At 60.7% G+C, this 16353-nt stretch carries 28 protein-coding genes and 1 pseudogene; all 29 read right to left on the bottom strand.

Annotation, left to right across the window (positions count from 1 at the left end):
* Nucleotides 1–37: 37 nt before the first annotated feature.
* The 29 genes and pseudogenes from truA to rpsJ all read right to left on the bottom strand — a co-directional run bounded on the left by truA (nt 38) and on the right by rpsJ (nt 16216).
* Entirely contained in the window at nt 38–799 is a 762-nt protein-coding gene (gene truA / locus V7116_RS10895) for a tRNA pseudouridine(38-40) synthase TruA (protein WP_324391982.1), read from the bottom strand.
* Between the two features lie 6 nt (nt 800–805).
* Nucleotides 806–1195: a 50S ribosomal protein L17 gene (gene rplQ, locus V7116_RS10890; RefSeq protein ID WP_324391949.1), complete on the bottom strand. Its 390-nt coding sequence runs from the start codon at nt 1193–1195 to the stop codon at nt 806–808.
* A 29-nt stretch (nt 1196–1224) separates the two neighbouring features.
* On the bottom strand, nt 1225–2199 hold the full coding sequence (locus V7116_RS10885) for a DNA-directed RNA polymerase subunit alpha (RefSeq protein WP_324391948.1): 975 nt from the start codon (nt 2197–2199) through the stop codon (nt 1225–1227).
* Nucleotides 2200–2253: 54 nt separating this feature from the next.
* Nucleotides 2254–2895, bottom strand: coding sequence for a 30S ribosomal protein S4 (gene rpsD / locus V7116_RS10880; RefSeq protein ID WP_324391947.1), 642 nt, complete (start codon nt 2893–2895; stop codon nt 2254–2256).
* Between the two features lie 67 nt (nt 2896–2962).
* A complete protein-coding gene (rpsK, locus tag V7116_RS10875; RefSeq protein ID WP_324391946.1) occupies nt 2963–3364 on the bottom strand; it encodes a 30S ribosomal protein S11 in 402 nt (133 codons plus the stop codon).
* Between the two features lie 169 nt (nt 3365–3533).
* Entirely contained in the window at nt 3534–3920 is a 387-nt protein-coding gene (rpsM, locus tag V7116_RS10870; protein ID WP_324391945.1) for a 30S ribosomal protein S13, read from the bottom strand.
* A 139-nt stretch (nt 3921–4059) separates the two neighbouring features.
* Nucleotides 4060–4860, bottom strand: a complete 801-nt coding sequence (gene map / locus V7116_RS10865) for a type I methionyl aminopeptidase (protein ID WP_324391944.1) — start codon at nt 4858–4860, stop codon at nt 4060–4062.
* A 135-nt stretch (nt 4861–4995) separates the two neighbouring features.
* Entirely contained in the window at nt 4996–6321 is a 1326-nt protein-coding gene (gene secY / locus V7116_RS10860) for a preprotein translocase subunit SecY (RefSeq protein ID WP_324391943.1), read from the bottom strand.
* A gap of 190 nt (nt 6322–6511) precedes the next feature.
* Nucleotides 6512–6949, bottom strand: a pseudogene (gene rplO / locus V7116_RS10855) (50S ribosomal protein L15); the annotation flags it as partial.
* Nucleotides 6950–7135 carry a 50S ribosomal protein L30 gene (gene rpmD, locus V7116_RS10850; RefSeq protein ID WP_324391942.1) on the bottom strand — a complete coding sequence of 62 codons (186 nt, stop codon included), beginning with the start codon at nt 7133–7135 and terminating at the stop codon, nt 6950–6952.
* A complete protein-coding gene (gene rpsE / locus V7116_RS10845) occupies nt 7128–7670 on the bottom strand; it encodes a 30S ribosomal protein S5 (RefSeq protein WP_324391941.1) in 543 nt (180 codons plus the stop codon). The genes rpmD and rpsE overlap by 8 nt, the downstream gene beginning before the upstream one ends.
* Before the next feature lie 83 nt (nt 7671–7753).
* Entirely contained in the window at nt 7754–8116 is a 363-nt protein-coding gene (rplR, locus tag V7116_RS10840; RefSeq protein WP_324391940.1) for a 50S ribosomal protein L18, read from the bottom strand.
* Nucleotides 8117–8141: 25 nt separating this feature from the next.
* On the bottom strand, nt 8142–8684 hold the full coding sequence (gene rplF, locus V7116_RS10835) for a 50S ribosomal protein L6 (RefSeq protein ID WP_324391939.1): 543 nt from the start codon (nt 8682–8684) through the stop codon (nt 8142–8144).
* 191 nt (nt 8685–8875) lie between these two features.
* Nucleotides 8876–9280 carry a 30S ribosomal protein S8 gene (rpsH, locus tag V7116_RS10830; RefSeq protein ID WP_442891826.1) on the bottom strand — a complete coding sequence of 135 codons (405 nt, stop codon included), beginning with the start codon at nt 9278–9280 and terminating at the stop codon, nt 8876–8878.
* A gap of 16 nt (nt 9281–9296) precedes the next feature.
* Nucleotides 9297–9503, bottom strand: coding sequence for a type Z 30S ribosomal protein S14 (locus tag V7116_RS10825; RefSeq protein WP_324391938.1), 207 nt, complete (start codon nt 9501–9503; stop codon nt 9297–9299).
* A gap of 43 nt (nt 9504–9546) precedes the next feature.
* Nucleotides 9547–10095, bottom strand: coding sequence for a 50S ribosomal protein L5 (gene rplE, locus V7116_RS10820; RefSeq protein WP_349258499.1), 549 nt, complete (start codon nt 10093–10095; stop codon nt 9547–9549).
* A 28-nt stretch (nt 10096–10123) separates the two neighbouring features.
* Entirely contained in the window at nt 10124–10447 is a 324-nt protein-coding gene (gene rplX / locus V7116_RS10815) for a 50S ribosomal protein L24 (RefSeq protein ID WP_324391937.1), read from the bottom strand.
* A gap of 37 nt (nt 10448–10484) precedes the next feature.
* Nucleotides 10485–10856, bottom strand: coding sequence for a 50S ribosomal protein L14 (rplN, locus tag V7116_RS10810; protein WP_324391936.1), 372 nt, complete (start codon nt 10854–10856; stop codon nt 10485–10487).
* Nucleotides 10857–10888: 32 nt separating this feature from the next.
* Complete coding sequence (gene rpsQ / locus V7116_RS10805) at nt 10889–11149, bottom strand: 30S ribosomal protein S17 (protein ID WP_324391935.1); 261 nt, start codon at nt 11147–11149, stop codon at nt 10889–10891.
* Nucleotides 11142–11372, bottom strand: coding sequence for a 50S ribosomal protein L29 (gene rpmC / locus V7116_RS10800; RefSeq protein ID WP_324391934.1), 231 nt, complete (start codon nt 11370–11372; stop codon nt 11142–11144). The genes rpsQ and rpmC overlap by 8 nt, the downstream gene beginning before the upstream one ends.
* Before the next feature lie 3 nt (nt 11373–11375).
* Nucleotides 11376–11810 (bottom strand): 50S ribosomal protein L16, encoded by a 435-nt coding sequence (gene rplP, locus V7116_RS10795; RefSeq protein WP_324391933.1) that lies wholly within the window; start codon nt 11808–11810, stop codon nt 11376–11378.
* Between the two features lie 63 nt (nt 11811–11873).
* On the bottom strand, nt 11874–12548 hold the full coding sequence (gene rpsC / locus V7116_RS10790) for a 30S ribosomal protein S3 (RefSeq protein WP_324391932.1): 675 nt from the start codon (nt 12546–12548) through the stop codon (nt 11874–11876).
* Nucleotides 12548–12895, bottom strand: coding sequence for a 50S ribosomal protein L22 (gene rplV, locus V7116_RS10785; protein WP_324391931.1), 348 nt, complete (start codon nt 12893–12895; stop codon nt 12548–12550). Before rplV ends, rpsC begins: the two co-directional genes overlap by 1 nt.
* A 24-nt stretch (nt 12896–12919) precedes the next feature.
* Complete coding sequence (gene rpsS / locus V7116_RS10780) at nt 12920–13195, bottom strand: 30S ribosomal protein S19 (RefSeq protein WP_324391930.1); 276 nt, start codon at nt 13193–13195, stop codon at nt 12920–12922.
* A 17-nt stretch (nt 13196–13212) separates the two neighbouring features.
* Nucleotides 13213–14046 carry a 50S ribosomal protein L2 gene (gene rplB / locus V7116_RS10775; RefSeq protein WP_324391929.1) on the bottom strand — a complete coding sequence of 278 codons (834 nt, stop codon included), beginning with the start codon at nt 14044–14046 and terminating at the stop codon, nt 13213–13215.
* A gap of 81 nt (nt 14047–14127) precedes the next feature.
* Nucleotides 14128–14427: a 50S ribosomal protein L23 gene (gene rplW / locus V7116_RS10770; RefSeq protein ID WP_324391928.1), complete on the bottom strand. Its 300-nt coding sequence runs from the start codon at nt 14425–14427 to the stop codon at nt 14128–14130.
* On the bottom strand, nt 14424–15074 hold the full coding sequence (gene rplD, locus V7116_RS10765; RefSeq protein ID WP_324391927.1) for a 50S ribosomal protein L4: 651 nt from the start codon (nt 15072–15074) through the stop codon (nt 14424–14426). Before rplD ends, rplW begins: the two co-directional genes overlap by 4 nt.
* 30 nt (nt 15075–15104) lie before the next feature.
* On the bottom strand, nt 15105–15758 hold the full coding sequence (gene rplC, locus V7116_RS10760) for a 50S ribosomal protein L3 (protein WP_324391926.1): 654 nt from the start codon (nt 15756–15758) through the stop codon (nt 15105–15107).
* A gap of 149 nt (nt 15759–15907) precedes the next feature.
* Nucleotides 15908–16216 (bottom strand): 30S ribosomal protein S10, encoded by a 309-nt coding sequence (gene rpsJ, locus V7116_RS10755; RefSeq protein ID WP_324391925.1) that lies wholly within the window; start codon nt 16214–16216, stop codon nt 15908–15910.
* Nucleotides 16217–16353 lie beyond the last annotated feature (137 nt).

Here is a 16353-nt window from a genome sequence, read left to right as displayed (position 1 = left end):
CATGCTTTATACTCCAGCGGGCGTCTCCCCGCTCACTTTAATAGCTTACCTTGGCTAAACACAGCCCGCTCGCGGACGCCATATGGTTCAAACAGGTTTCATCCGCGGCTTGTAACGCTGCTTCGAACGCTTCCGGCGAGAGTTTCCCACCGCCTACCTGGGCCAAAGCCCCGACAATCCGCCGAACCATCCGGTACAAAAAAGCGTTGGCTTCGATAACGTACCGGACGACTTGCGTTTCCGGGTCCGGCTGCGCCATGAGACTAAGCTCAGATCGCAGCACTTCCCGTGTCGTGCTTTCTCCCTGCGGCGGGCGGCCAAAGGTTGCGAAGTCGTGCACACCCATCAAGCTGCTCGCCGCACGCTGCATCGCCTCGATATCGAGCGCCTCGCGGGTGTACAGGTGCCACCCAAACCGCTCGCGTAACGGCTGCCGCACCGGCGCGGCATACAGCGTGTATTCGTAGAGTCTGCTCCGGGCGTCGAAGCGCGGATGAAACGCCCGGTCCGCCACTTCGAGGGTTCGGACGGCGATGGCGTTGGGAAGAGTGGCATTCAGCGCCCGCTCAAGATCGCGCGGGGGATGTTTCCACTCTACGTCGAACGCAATCACCTGCCCGGTTGCATGTACTCCTGCATCAGTGCGGCCTGCTCCAAGGATAGTTGCCGGTTGTCGAGTCACCTGGAGCAGAGCCGCTTCTATCGTTCCTTGAATGGTGGGGGCGCTGGCCTGGCGCTGGAACCCGAAGTAGTCGGTGCCATCATAGGCGACCACCGCCCGATAGCGCAGCCCTTCCACCAATCCTTACGCTTCCTCGCGGTCCACCAGTTCGATCAGCGCCATCTGGGAGGCATCGCCCTTGCGCAAGCCGAGCTTGTACACGCGGGTATAACCACCGGGACGCGCCTCGTAGCGGGGTGCCAGCTCATCGAAGATCTTGGCAACCGCTTCCTGGCTGTTCAGGCGAGACATCACGATACGGCGCGCGTGCACGGCACGGGACTTATCCTCGTGCGCCAGCGACCGCTTGGCGATCGTGATCAGTTTTTCGGCCTCGGCGCGAATCGCGCGGGCCTTCGCTTCGGTCGTGGTGATGCGCTCGTGACGGAACAGCTCCGTCATCAGGCCACGGCGAAGGGCACGACGCTGGTCGGCGCTCCGACCCAGGTGTTTTCCAGCTACTCGATGTCGCATAACAGTCGTTCCTCGTAGATCTCAGCGGCTTAGCTGCCGGAGAAGATGTCGTGCTCGGGACTCAGGTAGTTCTTTTCCTTCAGCCGGCTGACCAGTTCATCCAGCGATTTCTCGCCAAAGTTACGAATGGCGAGCATCGCGTCCGGCCCCCGGTCGAGCATTTCGAGCACTTCGCCAACGTTGGTGATGCCCGTGCGCTTCAACGAGTTGAACACACGCACACTCAGGTCCAGCGTTTCGATCGGCGTCTCATACGTCTCCGGCGGGAGCGCATTCGGATCGGGTTCCGGCTGTTCCTCAGCCGCAGGCATAAGCGATTCCTCGCTGACACCCGCGATGATGATGAGATGCTTCATCAGCATTTCCGCCGACTGGCTCATCGCTTCTTCGGGGCGAATGGTTCCGTCGGTCCAGATTTCCAGGATCAGCTTGTCATAGTTCGTGCGCTGACCAACGCGCGCACGTTCTACGTCATAGTTCACGCGCTTGATCGGGCTGAAGATCGCATCAATCGGCAGCTCACCGATGGGCAGACGGCCCCGCTCCTCGGCAGGCGAATAACCGCGCCCGCTCTGGACGGTAAACTCGATCTCAAGCTGAGCATCATCCGAGTCAGCAGTGAACAGGTACAGGTCCGGGTTGATGATCTCAACTTCGGCGGGGCAGATGATATCCGCCGCCGTCACAGTCCCCTCGCCATGCACCTCCAGGCGCAAGCGAGCCGATTCCGCATCGTAGAGCTTCAGGCGCAACTGCTTGACCTGCAAGATCAGCTGGGTCATGTCCTCGCGCACATTCGGAATGGCGGAGAACTCATGAGGAACGCCCGAAACACGGATCGACGTTACGGCTGCGCCGGGTAGTGACGACAACAGCACGCGCCGCAGTGCATTGCCCACTGTGATCCCATAGCCATTTTCAAGGGGGCTGATGATGAAGCGACCGTACCGCTGGGACGTCGCATCCCCTTCGATTTTGGGCAATACCATGTTGTTTGTGACCACGCCCCCTCCTTCATTCGGGACTTACTAACCGGTCGGGTCGTACGGCCAACATGTTTAGCGCGAATAGTATTCGACGATGAGCTGCTCGTTGAGCGGAAGATCGACATCACGACGTTCCGGCACGCGCAGCACTGTGCCCGCCATAGCGCCCATATTGACACTCAGCCATTCAGGGGCCTGCGGACGGTCTTCCATGTAGGCGCGCAGTTCTTTGAAATACTGGCGGCTCCGGCTTTCGTCACGAATAGCCACCACATCGTTGGGGCGCACCAGGTAGGACGGAATATTCGTCCGGCGACCGTTGATCGTGATGTGGCCGTGCTGCACGATCTGGCGCGCATGCGCGCGAGAATCGGCCCAGCCGAGACGGTACACAACATTGTCCAGGCGGCTTTCCAGGATCGTCAGCAAGTTCGAGCCGGTCAGGCCCGGACGGCGCAGGGCTTCACTGAAATAGCGGCGGAACTGGCGCTCAAGGACGCCATAAATGCGGCGGGCCTTCTGCTTTTCACGCAGCTGGAGCGAATAGTCGGAGCCACGGCCACGGCGGAACTGGGCGTCCTTACCATGCTGGCCAGGGGGGTAGGTGCGGCGCTCTACGGAGCACTTCGCAGAGAGGCAACGTGCACCCTTCAGGAAGAGCTTTTCGCCATCGCGGCGGCAGAGCTTACAAACAGGTCCAGTATAACGTGCCATTGATGTTTGGCTTCCTCCACACTACGCTGGTGTGTTTACACCGGTATAGATACGAAAAAACATGCTGCTAGACACGCCGCTTCTTGGGCGGGCGCACCCCGTTGTGCGGGATAGGCGTGACGTCCGTGATCGAACGAACCTTCACCCCGCTCGCCTGGATGGCGCGAATCGCAGATTCACGACCGGGGCCAGGCCCCTTCACGAACACGTCCACTTCCTGCATGCCGTGTTCTTTGGCGTTTTCAGCGGCCTGCTGCGCGACCATACGCGCGGCATAGGGCGTGCTCTTGCGGCTGCCCTTGAAGCCGGCGGTTCCCGCACTGGCCCACGCGACCACGTTGCCCTGCTGATCGCTCATCGAGACGATCGTGTTGTTGAACGTGGCCTGAATGTGTGCCTGTCCGTACGGTATATTCTTTCTTACCTTCTTCGGCCCGCCGCGGCGTGGCCCTCTCCGTGTACGTCCCATTGATCCTCGCTATCTCCTCATCATGCGGATGTTCACCCGCAGCCCAACAAACATTTCAGGCCGCGATCCCGCGCCGCACCGTTCGCGGTGAACAGGGCGACGGACAGCGCAAAGCGCCGACCACCTGCCCTGGGTGCGGAGCATGACTGCCTGGCGTTGCGTAGCGGACTTACTTCTTCTTCGCGCCGCGACGACGACCACGACCGGCAACCGTCTTCTTGGGACCCTTGCGCGTGCGCGCGTTGGTCTTGGTGCGCTGCCCATGCACCGGCAAATTGCGGCGATGACGCAGGCCACGGTAGCTGCCGATTTCGATCAGTCGCTTGATGTTGAGCTGAACCTCGCGGCGCAGTTCACCTTCTACGCGAAAATTGGCGACCGCTTCACGCAGAGACTGAATCTCCGCTTCGGTCAGGTCCTTGACGCGCGTATCGGGGCTGATCCCGGTCGCGCCCAGGATACCCTGGCTGCGGGTGGGGCCAATGCCGTAGATGTAGGTGAGTGCCACTTCGACGCGCTTATTGCGCGGGAGGTCCACACCTTCAATACGTGCCATATGGATGCAACTCCCTATATACTCCGTCCTCCGGTCTACGCCGGACGGAACGGTAATTCTAGCGAAAAACGAAGGCTTTGACCAGGGTTAACTTGTCGTTAACCGGCGGGCCACACGTCCAGGTAAGCCCGGCGCGCGCCTATAGTGCCGTCAAAATCAGCGGCGGACCGCTCGGTGCGATGGCGATTGTGTGCTCGAAGTGAGCGCACAACGAGCCATCTCGCGTGACGACTGTCCAGTGATCGCCCAGTGTCCGCGTTTCGGGCCGCCCGACGTTGACCATCGGCTCGACGGCGAACGTGATGCCCGGCTCCAGCCGGACGCTCTGCCAGCCGCGTACCCGCTGCCGTCCGCGCGGCCACCAGTTGGGGACCTGCGGCGGCTCGTGCATCGTGCGCCCTACCCCGTGACCGGTGTATTCGCGCACAACGCTATATCCATGATCCTCGACATACGCCTGCACCGCGCGCGAGATGTCGCTCGTTTCATTTCCGGCACGGGCCTGATCCAGCCCAACGCGGAGCGCTTCTTCCGTCACGTTGAGGAGCTTCTGCGCCTCTTCGGAAATCGCCCCCACGCCAACCGACAGGGCCGAATCGCCCACGTATCCCTTATAGATCGCGCCGCAGTCCAGGCTGACGATATCGCCCTCCTGCAAAAAGCGTTCGCGCGAAGGAATACCGTGCACCAATTCCTCATTGATCGAGATGGTAGCCGTAGCCGGGAACGGGTGAGCGCTGCCCGGCGGATACCCCAGAAAAGCGGGCGTCGCGTGATGCTTACGGATTACGTCCGCCGCGAGCTCATCCAGTTCGTGCGTGCTGATGCCGGGGCGGATCGCCTCGCGCATGGCGTGCAGCGCCATGGCCGTGATGCGCCCGGCTTCGCGCATGATGATGAGTTCTTCCGCCGTTTTCGGGATTACTGCTGATCGCTGCATGATGCTTTGAACGTACCGGCTTTCTGCTGCCGCCCGACACAACCGTGTTGGGTGACTGTTTGCATTCGTTTGTGAAGGGACCCTGTACGAGCAGCCCCTTCACATGAATTGTTTATCGTGATGTGCCGCGCTGGTTTAGCGCATGAACCCGTCGTAATTACGCATCATCAACTGCGCTTCGAGCTGGCGCATCGTGTCGATGACAACACCGACCACGATGATCAGGCCCGCGCTGCTGATGACCAACGCCGGGTTACGGTTGGTGGCCGCCTGCCCCAGAACCAGGGTCTGGACCACGCGCATGATGCCGGGCAGAATGGCGACCGCGCCGAGGAAGACCGCACCGACCAGCGTAATCCGGTTCACGATACGGTTGATGTATTCCTGCGTGCGGCGACCCGGACGGATACCGGGGATGAAGCCGCCATTCTTCTGCAGGTTTTCACCCAGGTTCTGGTTCTGGATCATCACGCCGGTGTAGAAGTAGGTGAAGCCTACCACCAGCCAGAAGTACAGGAACCAGTAGATGAACCCCTGCTGATTGCCGAAGATGTCCTGGATCTTGACCGCCGCGCTGCCGCTGAAGAAACCAGCGATGATCGCGGGGAAGGTCACGATGGACTGCGCGAAGATCAGCGGGATCATGCCTGCCGTGTTGACCTTCAGCGGGATGTGCGTCGTGCCGCCGCCGTACATCTTGCGGCCACGAACGCGCTTGCCGTACTGGACCGGGATACGCCGCGTCCCTTCCTGGATGACGACGATCACCACCACCGTCACGATCGTCAGCAGGACGAACGCGAGCAGGTTGAAGATGAAGTGCGTCTCAAGCAGGCTGTAGAGATTCGACGGCACACGGGCCACGATTCCCGCGAAGATGATGATCGAGATACCGTTGCCGATGCCCTGCTCGGTGATCAGCTCACCCAGCCAGATCGCAAACATCGTACCGGCGGTCATCGTCACAATCACCGAAAGCGTCGTCAGCAAGTCGCTACCCGCGCCAAACCCGAAGCCGGGGATGAGCGTACCACCCTGAACCTGATCGATCTGGCTCTGGAAGATATTGATCTGCCCGATAGACTGAAGCGCGGCCATCGGAATCGCCAGGTAGTAGGTATACTGCCCGTTGATTTTCTCCATCCCGCCCGGTTCCTTCGACAACTGTTCGAGCGCCGGGATGATCGGGACCAGAAGCTGAAGAATAATCGAGGCCGTGATGTACGGGTAGACACCGTTCGCGATGACGCTAAAGTTTGAAACAGCGCCGCCTGAGAGCAGGTTAAGCACACTCAGAAAACCCGATTCGTCGCTGTTGAACAGGTTGTCGAGCACGGTCCGGTCAACGCCCGGAACGGTAACGTGCGCGGCGAACTGGTAGACGATCAGGATCAGCGCGGTATATAGCATTTTCCGCCGGAGATCCGGCAACCGAAATGCATTTTGCAGCGCTTCAATCATCGTGAGGTTCCCTTTTGACTGTTAAAACTCAGCTCTTGCTTTAACGGAAGGGCCGGGCGCAGCCGCAACTGCCCCGGCCCGTCTATGATCATTCTGCCTCGGCGGCCCGGCGAGCGCGAAGCTCTTCAAGCTGCTCCTTGCGGAGCTTCTTGACCGTCGCAAACGGCCCGGTCAGGAAGACTTCAAGCTCCTGAACCGATCCGCCGGCCTTTTCGATCTTCTCGCGCGCGCTGCCCGAGAACCGGTGTGCCTTGACGGTCAGGGCGACTTCAATCTCGCCCCGGCCCAGGATCACCACCGGCTGGTCGCCCTTGCGAATCAGGCCCTTAGCCGCCATGCTTTCCGGCGTCGCCTCGTCACCCTTACCGAACACACGGGTCAGATCGTCGAGGTTCACTTCTTGATATTCAACGCGGAAAATATTCGTAAAACCACGCTTGAACGGCAAACGGCGCACCAGTGGGAGCTGCCCACCTTCGAAGTATGCACCCTTGCCGCCGCCGGAACGTGCGCCCTGGCCCTTCGTACCGCGACCGGAGGTTTTACCCTGACCCGCCGAGATACCGCGACCAACGCGCTTCCGGTTCTTCTTCGCCCCTTCGTCCGGGCGCAGATCGTGCAGCTTCATTTAAAGTTCCTCCACCGTAACCAGGTGGCTGACCTTGTTGATCATGCCACGAACCGGCGGTGTGTCGTTGTGCGTAACGCTGTCATTCAGTTTGCGCAGTCCCAGGGCATGCACTGTCGCCTTCTGGCGCACGGTGTAGCCGATGGGGCTTTTCACCAGCGTGACCCGGATCTGTTTCTCAGCCATTGCTCTTCGCCCCTCGCTTCCAGAAGGGCTGGACTTCGGCAAGGGACTTGCCGCGCATCCGCGCCAACTGGTCCACATCGCGCAGGGAGCGCAGAGCATCGAGGGTCGCGTGCGCCACGTTGAGCGTGTTCGCGCTGCCCTGACTCTTGCTCAGAATGTCCTGCACACCGGCTGCTTCGAGCACGGCACGCACACCACCACCCGCAATAACACCCGTACCGGGCGACGCAGGCTTGAGCATCACGACCGCGCCACCATGCTTGGTGGTGATAGGATGCGGGATCGTGCGGCCCGACAGAGAAACGCTCGTCATATTGCGACGCGCGCGATCCGACGCCTTGCGGATCGAATCCGGCACGCCGCGCGCCTTACCAACGCCGATACCTACGCGGCCCTGGTTGTCGCCCACGACCACGACGGCGCGGAAAGCAAACCGACGACCACCCTTGACCACCTTGGCCACACGGGTGATGTCAATGACGCGCTCATCGAGTTCTTCGCGGTCTTCCTCACGCCGCGGTTGTCGTCTTCCCATGTTCATCTCCAGTAGCTAGCGCTCTCGCCGGGGAGCCGCCCATCGGCAGTTGCTCCCCGGTTCTTGTGACAAACGTGTGCTGTCTAGAATTGGAGCCCGGCTTCGCGGGCGCCATCGGCCAGAGCCTTGACGCGACCGTGGAAGCGGTACCCACCGCGGTCGAAGACGACCTGCGTCACCCCGGCGCTCTGCGCGCGCTTGGCGACCAGTTCACCCACCAGCTTGGCGGCTTCCGTCTTCGACTTACCTTCGACCTGGTCGCGCAGTTCGCGGTCCACCGTCGAGGCCGAAGCGAGCGTGAAGCCCGCTGTGTCATCGATCACCTGGGCGTAGATATTGCCCAGGCTGCGAAATACGTTCAGGCGCGGACGTGCAGGCGTGCCAGAAATCTTGGCGCGCACCCGACGTTGCCGGCGCTTACGTGCAATACGTTCTTTTTCGCCCATAGCATTCACCTCTTGGCGACGGCAATTATGCCTTGCCCGTCTTACCGGCCTTGCGGCGAATCCGCTCACCCTGGTAGCGCACGCCCTTGCCCTTGTAGGGCTCCGGCGGACGCATTTTCCGGATCTCGGCTGCCAGTTCGCCAACGACCTGCTTATCGATCCCACGAATGCGGATGAGACGTCCGCGTTCTTCCGCCGCAAACTCGACATCCGCCGGCGGCTCGACCCGGATAGGGTGCGAATAGCCCAAGTACAACACCAGGGTCTTGCCATCCATCTCGGCGCGGTAACCCACACCTTCGATTTCCAGCACGCGCTCGAAGCCTTCGCTCACGCCGCTGACCATGTTTGCGATCAGCGCGCGGGTCATGCCGTGCAGCGCACGGTGCTTCGGGAGATCGGAGGGGCGCGTCACAACTACCACGCCTTCTTCCTGCGCAATCGTCACGTCTGCCGGGAACTTATGGAACAGTTGGCCCTTTGGACCCTTGACGGTCACTTCCGTGCCGTCGATGTTGACTTGCACCTTGGCCGGGATCGGAACCGGTTTTTTTCCAATTCGTGACACGGTTCTATCCTCTCTTCACTTCTTCACTCATGTTACAATCAGAGGCCAGAGGCAACTGTCTGAATGTGGGCCGGTCGTAAAGCGTCTGGGCGATCACGATCAACTGAAGTTCGACCATCTCGCCCTGAGCCTTTACCATGACCCGAGTCACTCAGATCAGGCGTCTATCGGCGCTCTGCTCGCCCGGTGAATTACCAGACGTAGCAGAGCACCTCGCCACCGATGCCCCGGCGATACGCTTGATGACCAGTCATCACGCCCTGTGGCGTGGACAAAACCGCGATTCCCAGACCGCTCATCACCCACGGGATTTCCTTGCGGCTGACGTACACACGGCGGCCCGGCTTGCTGACGCGCTCCAGGTGGCTGACGACCGGGCGGCGCTCGCGGCGCTTGCCCCAGTACTTCAGCTGGATGGTCAGGATCGGAGCGGGCGTTTCATCGCCCACCGAGAAGTCTTCGATATAGCCTTCCGCCTTCAGGATCTTCGCCACTGCCACCAACACCTTGGTATTGGGCATGGAGACGGTCGTGTGACCGACCATCACGGCGTTACGAATGCGGGTCAGCATATCGGAAATCGGATCGTTAGTCATGATTCAGTTTCTCCGGTTACCAGCTTGACTTGACGACGCCGGGGATCTTGCCCTCAAGCGCCAGTTCGCGGAAGTGGATACGGCACAGGCCGAAACGACGCATGTAGCCCCGAGGCCGTCCGCAGACCTTCCCCGAATCCGGGTCAACGTACTGGCAGCGGTTGCGGACGCGCACCTTATACTTACGATGCTTTTCGCGCGCTACCATGGACTTTTTTGCCATAGGGTAAAACCTTCCCTGATACCTAAGCCCTACAAGACAACCACTACTGCTGGCGGAACGGCATGCCCATCAGTTTGAGTAGGCGGCGTCCCTCTTCATCCGTCTGCGCGGTGGTGACGATGGTGATTTCCATACCACGCACTTTGTCAATTTTATCGTACTCAATCTCGGGGAACAGAATTTGCTCGCGCATGCCGAGGGTGTAGTTCCCTCGCCCGTCGAACGCGTCCGCGCTGATGCCGCTGAAGTCACGCGTACGCGGCAGCGCAATGTTCACCAACCGGTCGAGCAGCGACCACATACGCTCACCCCGCAGGTCAACCTTCACTCCGATGGAGCGGCCTTCACGCAGCTTGAACGCCGCGATGCTGACACGCGCCTTGGTGATGACCGGCTGCTGCCCGCAGATCTTGCGCAGGTCTTCGACCGCCGCATCGAGCGCCTTAGCATTGTCCAACGCCTCGCCCACCCCGATGTTCACGGTCACCTTCTTGATGCGCGGAATCTGCATCGAGCTGGCGTAACCGAACTCTTCCATCAATGCCGGCGCGACATCATTGCGATAGCGCTCCAACATATTATTCGTTGCCATCTGACTTCACCCTCACTTCTGAAGACGGCTAGTCGATGTCGCTCGCGCAAGCGCGGCAGACACGGACCTTCGTACCATCTTCGTTGACGCGATAGCCAACGCGGGTCGGCTTGTCGCACTGCGGGCACACCAACATTACGTTCGAGAGGTGAATCGGCGCCTCGTATTCGATGATACCCGGCTGGACCTGCTGGCGGCCTGCGCTCACCGGACGCTGATGCTTCTTCACGATGTTCACCCGCTCGATGACCACGCGATCTTCCTTGGGCAGCACGTTGAGCACTTCACCGCGCGCGCCCTTGTCGGAACCGGCGATCACTTCGACCGTATCGCCCTTCTTAATCCGTTGCATGTTTGCGCTACTCCACTCTCACACCGCGCCTGGGCGGTTACAGCGTCTCAGGCGCCAGGGAGACGATCTTCATGAAGCCCCGCTCACGCAGCTCGCGTGCGACCGGGCCAAAAATACGCGTACCGCGCGGGTCTTTCGTTTCGCCCTGCAGAATCACCGCTGCGTTGTCGTCGAACTTGATGTACGACCCGTCGTCGCGGCGATATTCCTTCGCAGTCCGCACAATCACGGCCCGCACGACATCGCTCTTCTTCACTGAGCCCTGCGGCGTTGCCGACTTCACGGCAGCCACCACGATGTCGCCTACGGTCGCGGTCTTACGCGTCGAGCCGCCGTAGATGTGAATCACGAGCAGTTCACGCGCGCCGGTGTTATCGGCAACCTTCAATCGTGTCTCGTGCTGGATCATATTACCTTCGCCTCGTTTCCGGTGTGTACTGGTTAGGCCTCAGCTTCGGGCAGAGCCAGCACGCTCTCGACCACCCAGGTCTTAGTCTTGCTGATCGGGCGGCTCTCGACGATCTGAACCAGCGCGCCCACGGGGATCTGGTTGCTTTCGTCATGGGCCATGAAGTTCTTGGTCGTCCGAATGACCTTCTTGTACAGCGGGTGACGCTTGGTCGTTTCGACCGCGACGACCACCGTCTTGTCCATCTGATTGCGCACTACGCGGCCCTGAAGCCGGCGACGATTGTTAGGCATTGTTCTCCTCCTGCACCACCTCGGCGGCCAGATCACGCTCGCGCAGGATCGTCAGGTAGCGCGCAACCGCCTTCTTGAGCTGACGAATGCGCGTATAGTCTTCGAGCTGGCCCGACGCCCACTGGAAACGCAGGTTGAACATTTCTTCCTTGGCGTCGTGAATGGCCTGGTAGATCTCTTCATCCGTCAGCTGGCGGATTTCACGCGTTTTGGTTGTGGCCATGACTTACTCGACCTCCTCGCCCGAAATCGGGTCGGAGCGCTTCACGAACTTGACGTTGATCGGGAGCTTGAACGCGGCCAGGCGCAGCGCCTCACGCGCGATTTCTTCTTCGATCCCCGCCATTTCGAACAGCACCAGACCCGGGCGAACCACAGCCACGTAATGATCCACCGACCCCTTACCCTTACCCATACGGCTTTCCGCCGCACGCTTGGTCACGGGCTTATCGGGGAAGACGCGAATCCACACGCGGCCACGACGTTTGATGGAGCGCATGATCGTACGGCGGGCGGCCTCGATCTGGCGGCTGGTGATCCAGGCCGGTTCGAGCGCCTGGAGGCCATAATCGCCAAACTGCACGACATTGCCGCGCGTTGCCTTGCCCCGCATACGACCACGGAACGTTTTGCGGTATTTAACCCGCTTTGGCATCAACATAATGGTTCACTCCTAAAAGCCAGGCCCACCCTCTTCGATCGAAGAGGGAGAAAAGGCCCGCTGTTACTGGCTCACGTAGACGTCAGTCTGCTCCACGGGGCGCGTCTCTTCGTGAGCCGCTTCGCCCTTGTAGATCCAGACCTTGATGCCGATCCGCCCGAAGGTAGTCAGCGCTTCAGCCGTGCCATAGTCGATCACCGAGCGCAGCGTGTTACGCGGGACCTGGCCTTCCATCTGCCATTCGCGACGAGCCATTTCGGCACCGGCCAGACGACCGCTGACCTGGATCTTGATGCCCTTGGCGCCCTGGCGCATGGCCTGGCTGATCGCGCGCTTCATGGCGCGGCTGTGGCCGATACGGCGCTCAAGCTGCCCGGCGATGTTCAGAGCCACCAGACGGGCGCTGAGGTCCGGCTTGTCAACTTCCTCGACCTCGACCTTCACCTTCTTGCCGGTGACTTCTTCGAGACCCTGGCGCAGCTTCTTGACGCTTTCACCTTTGCGCCCAATGACGATGCCGGGCTTGGCGGTGAACAGCGTGACCTGGACCTGGTTCGGATAACGTTCGATCTCGACGCTCGCGATACCAGCGCGATCCGCTTCCTTCTCAACGAAGCGGCGGATTTCGAAGTCTTCCTGAAGCAAGCTGCGGTAACGATCGCCCTCAGCGAACCACCGCGCAGACCAGTCGCGGTTGATCTTGAGGCGGAAACCGACAGGATGAATCTTCCGTCCCATTAAACTCTCTCCTCCTCACGCTCACGCAGAACGACGGTGAGGTGAGACGTACGCTTCGTGCGTGGCTTGTACCGCCCACGCGCGCCGGCCTTCACTCGCTTTAGGCTCGGCCCCTCGTCTGCCATCAACGATGAAATGTACAGGTCCTGGCGGTTCAGTTCCAGGTTCATTTCGCCGTTCGCAACGGCGGACTCGATCAGCTTGTATGCGAACTCGGCTCCCTTGTGCGGCATGAACCGCAGCACGGTCAGCGCCTGGTCGGCGTCCATACCGCGAACCTGGTCACACACCAACCGGATCTTCTGAGCAGAGATCGGCAAGTAACGGGCAACTGCACGAACTTCCATGGCTTAATTCCTTCCCGTCCCGGCCTACTTCTTCTTCTTGCGTTCGACGAGGTGGCCGCGGTACGTGCGCGTAGGCGCAAATTCACCGAGCTTGTGGCCAACCATATTTTCGGTGACGTAAATCGGCACGTGGCGACGGCCATCGTGGACGGCAATCGTAAACCCGACCATCTGCGGGAAGATCGTCGAGGCCCGGCTCCACGTGCGGATAACCTTCTTTTCGCCGCGCTCGGACATACCTTCGACCTTGCGCAGCAGTTTGGGCTCGATATAGGGCCCCTTCTTAAGCGAACGTGACATTCCTGCCTCCGAACAAACTACCGACGCTTACCGCGACGACGCACAATATAGCGATCCGTGCGCTTATTACGGCGGGTCTTCTTGCCCAGCGCCGGCTTCCCCCAGGGTGTCTTAGGCCCGGCCATGCCGACCGGCGAACGACCTTCACCACCACCGTGCGGGTGGCTGTTGGGATCCATCGCGGTACCGCGCACCGTAGGCCGCCAGCCCATCCAGCGCTTGCGACCAGCCTTGCCAAGCTTTACGTTACCGTGATCCGTGTTGCCAACCTGACCGATGGTCGCCATGCAATCTTCGTGAATGCGGCGAACTTCACCACTGGGCAGACGGACGGTGGCATACTTGCCTTCACGGCCCAACAACTGCGCCGACGTACCGGCAGCGCGCGCCAGCTGGCCGCCACGACCGGGCTCCAGCTCGACGTTGTGGATCAGCGAGCCGACCGGGATGTTGCGGATCGGCAGCGTGTTACCGGTGCGCACGTCGGCGGTCGGGCCGCTCACGACGGTGTCACCCACGCGCAGATCCAGCGGCGCGATGATATAGCGCTTCTCACCGTCAGCGTAGATCAGCAAGGCGATACGCGCGGAGCGGTTCGGATCGTACTCGATCGAATCCACGCGCGCAGCGATCCCGGCCTTATCCCGCTTGAAGTCAATCAGACGGTAACGACGCTTGTGCCCGCCGCCACGATGGCGAACGGTAACGCGGCCCGCATTATTGCGACCGCCACGGCCACGCCGTTCGCCCAGCAGCGACCGCTCCGGGGTCGAACGGGTGATCTCCTCAAAGGAGTTGCCTGTCATGTCCCGGCGACCGGGCGATGTAGGCTTATACTTCTTGACTGGCATTGGTTAACCTCAATCTAAACGCGGTCCGGTGTTCATTAGCCCCGTGAGGTGCGGATTTCTGAACCCGGCCCCAACAGCTTACTAGGCATTAAACAGGCTGATTTCCTGACCAGGAGCAACCGTTACAACGGCCTTCTTCCACCCCGAACGGCGGGTGTATTTCACGCGGCCACGCTGTCCCCGCTTGGCGGGCATCACCATCGTACTGACCTTCAGCACGTCCACATCGAAGATGCGCTCAATCGCGTCCTTGACCTGGATCTTGTTGGCGCGCATATCGACTTCGAAGACGTACTGGTTGCTCCGGTCGGCCATGTTCTGCGACTTCTCAGTGATCACCGGGCGACGGAGAATGTCATACAGGTGCAGTTCGTTGCTCATGCTTCCGCTCCTTCGGCGGCCTTCTGGTTGCCCAGCAGGCTCACGATCACGTCCAGGGCGGCCTGCGGGATGATGACGTAATCGTACGCCAGCAGATCGCGGATGTTCAGGTAGGACGCCCGAAGCGAGCGCGCGTTCGACAGATTACGAATGCTGCGTTCCACCGGCTCGTTGCGGTCCGCCACCAGCACCAGGGCAGTGCTTTCGCCTACCAGCTGGCGCAGCGTGTCGCGCATGGCCTGGGTCTTGGGTGCATCCATCGCCAGCTCGTCCACAACGACGATCTGCTGGTCCGCCGCCAGCGCCGACAGAGCCGAACGCAGGGCCTGGCGCCGCATCTTGCGCGGCATGGACTGGGTGTACCTGCGCGGGTGCGGGCCGTGGGCCACGCCGCCGCCGACAAAAATGGGGGCCGAGCGAGCACCGTGACGGGCGCGACCGGTTCCCTTTTGGCGATACCACTTCGCTTTGGTGCGATCGATATCGCTGCGGTCCTTGGTGTTATGCGTACCCAGGCGGCCATTCGCCATCTGGCGAACGTAGGCCTGGTGCATCAGACCGGTATTGACCTCAACCTCGAAGATATCGGCGGGCAGTTCAAGCGTGCCGACCTGGTCACCGGCCATGTTTCGAATAGGGACTTCCATGATTCACGACTCCTCTGGTGCGGACCCGCTCTAGCGGTGGGTCTTGCGCGCTTCTCTGATCAGGAGGATGCCCCCCCGAGCGCCCGGCACAGACCCGCGCACGGCAAGCAGATTCTTATCCGCATCCACTTCGACCACTTCGAGATTTTGGACGGTAACACGATCGCCACCCATACGGCCACCCATGCGCGTGCCCTTCAGGACACGACCGGGGGTTGTCGTCGAGCCAATCGAACCCGGCGCGCGCTCGCGGTCGGACTGGCCGTGGGTCTTCGGTCCACGATTGAAGTTGTGACGCTTAATCGTACCGGCAAACCCACGACCCTTGGACGTACCAATCACGTCAATGCGGTCGCCGCGCTCAAAAATAGCAGCATTCAACTGCTGGCCTTCTTCCACGTCAAGAGTCTTGACGCGGAACTCGCGCAGGACGCGAAGATCGGGCAGGTTCAAGCCGCTACGCTTGAGGTGTCCCTGCTTCGGCTTATTCAGCCGCGACGAGCCGTTCCGCTTGGGCGGCAGCTCGTCGAAGCCAAGCTGAACAGCAGTGTAACCGTCGTTCTCCGCCGTCCGAATTTGAGTCACATAGCAGGGCCCAGCCTGGATGACAGTCACCGGAATGACTTTGCCATCCGTGTCAAATATCTGGGTCATGCCAACCTTTTTCCCAATGATGCCCTTCATACTGCCTCCAAGGGACTGGTACGTGCAAGAACCGCACGCCACGCATCATCCCTGCTTCGCCTGACTTGTCTGTTATAGAGTTGACCAGACAGCCCCGGTCTACCGCGCCCTGGACGGATGTCCTCTACGGCGTCCCGGATGTGCAGCGGTCAGATTTTGATCTCGATGTCCACGCCAGCCGGCAGGTTCAACCGCATCAGCGTGTCAATGGTCTTTGCATCGGGGTCCAGCACATCGATAAGACGCTTGTGCGTGCGGATCTCGAAGTGTTCCTGCGAGTCCTTATCGATGAAGGGAGACCGCCGCACAGTAAAACGCTCGATGCGGGTAGGCAGTGGAACCGGGCCAACAACGCGAGCGCCGGTACGTTCTGCCGTCTCGACAATGCGTTGGGCCGACTGGTCCAGCACGCGATGGTCGTACGCCTTGAGCCGGATGCGGATCTTTTGCTTCGCCATATAGATTCCTCAGACTTCAGTAATTACAAGGAAGTCACTATGGGGGCTGGTCAACGTTCGACCAGCCCACCAATCGTTTCCTTTATTCCAGGATTTCGGTGATGACACCCGCGCCGACGGTCAGGCCGCCTTCACGG

The sequence above is a fragment of the Aggregatilinea sp. genome (assembly GCF_036822615.1).
In the GTDB taxonomy this organism is placed as follows: domain Bacteria; phylum Chloroflexota; class Anaerolineae; order Aggregatilineales; family Aggregatilineaceae; genus Aggregatilinea.
The sequence above is the reverse complement of the archived record's forward strand: the minus strand, read 5'-3'. Positions and strand labels throughout refer to the sequence as shown.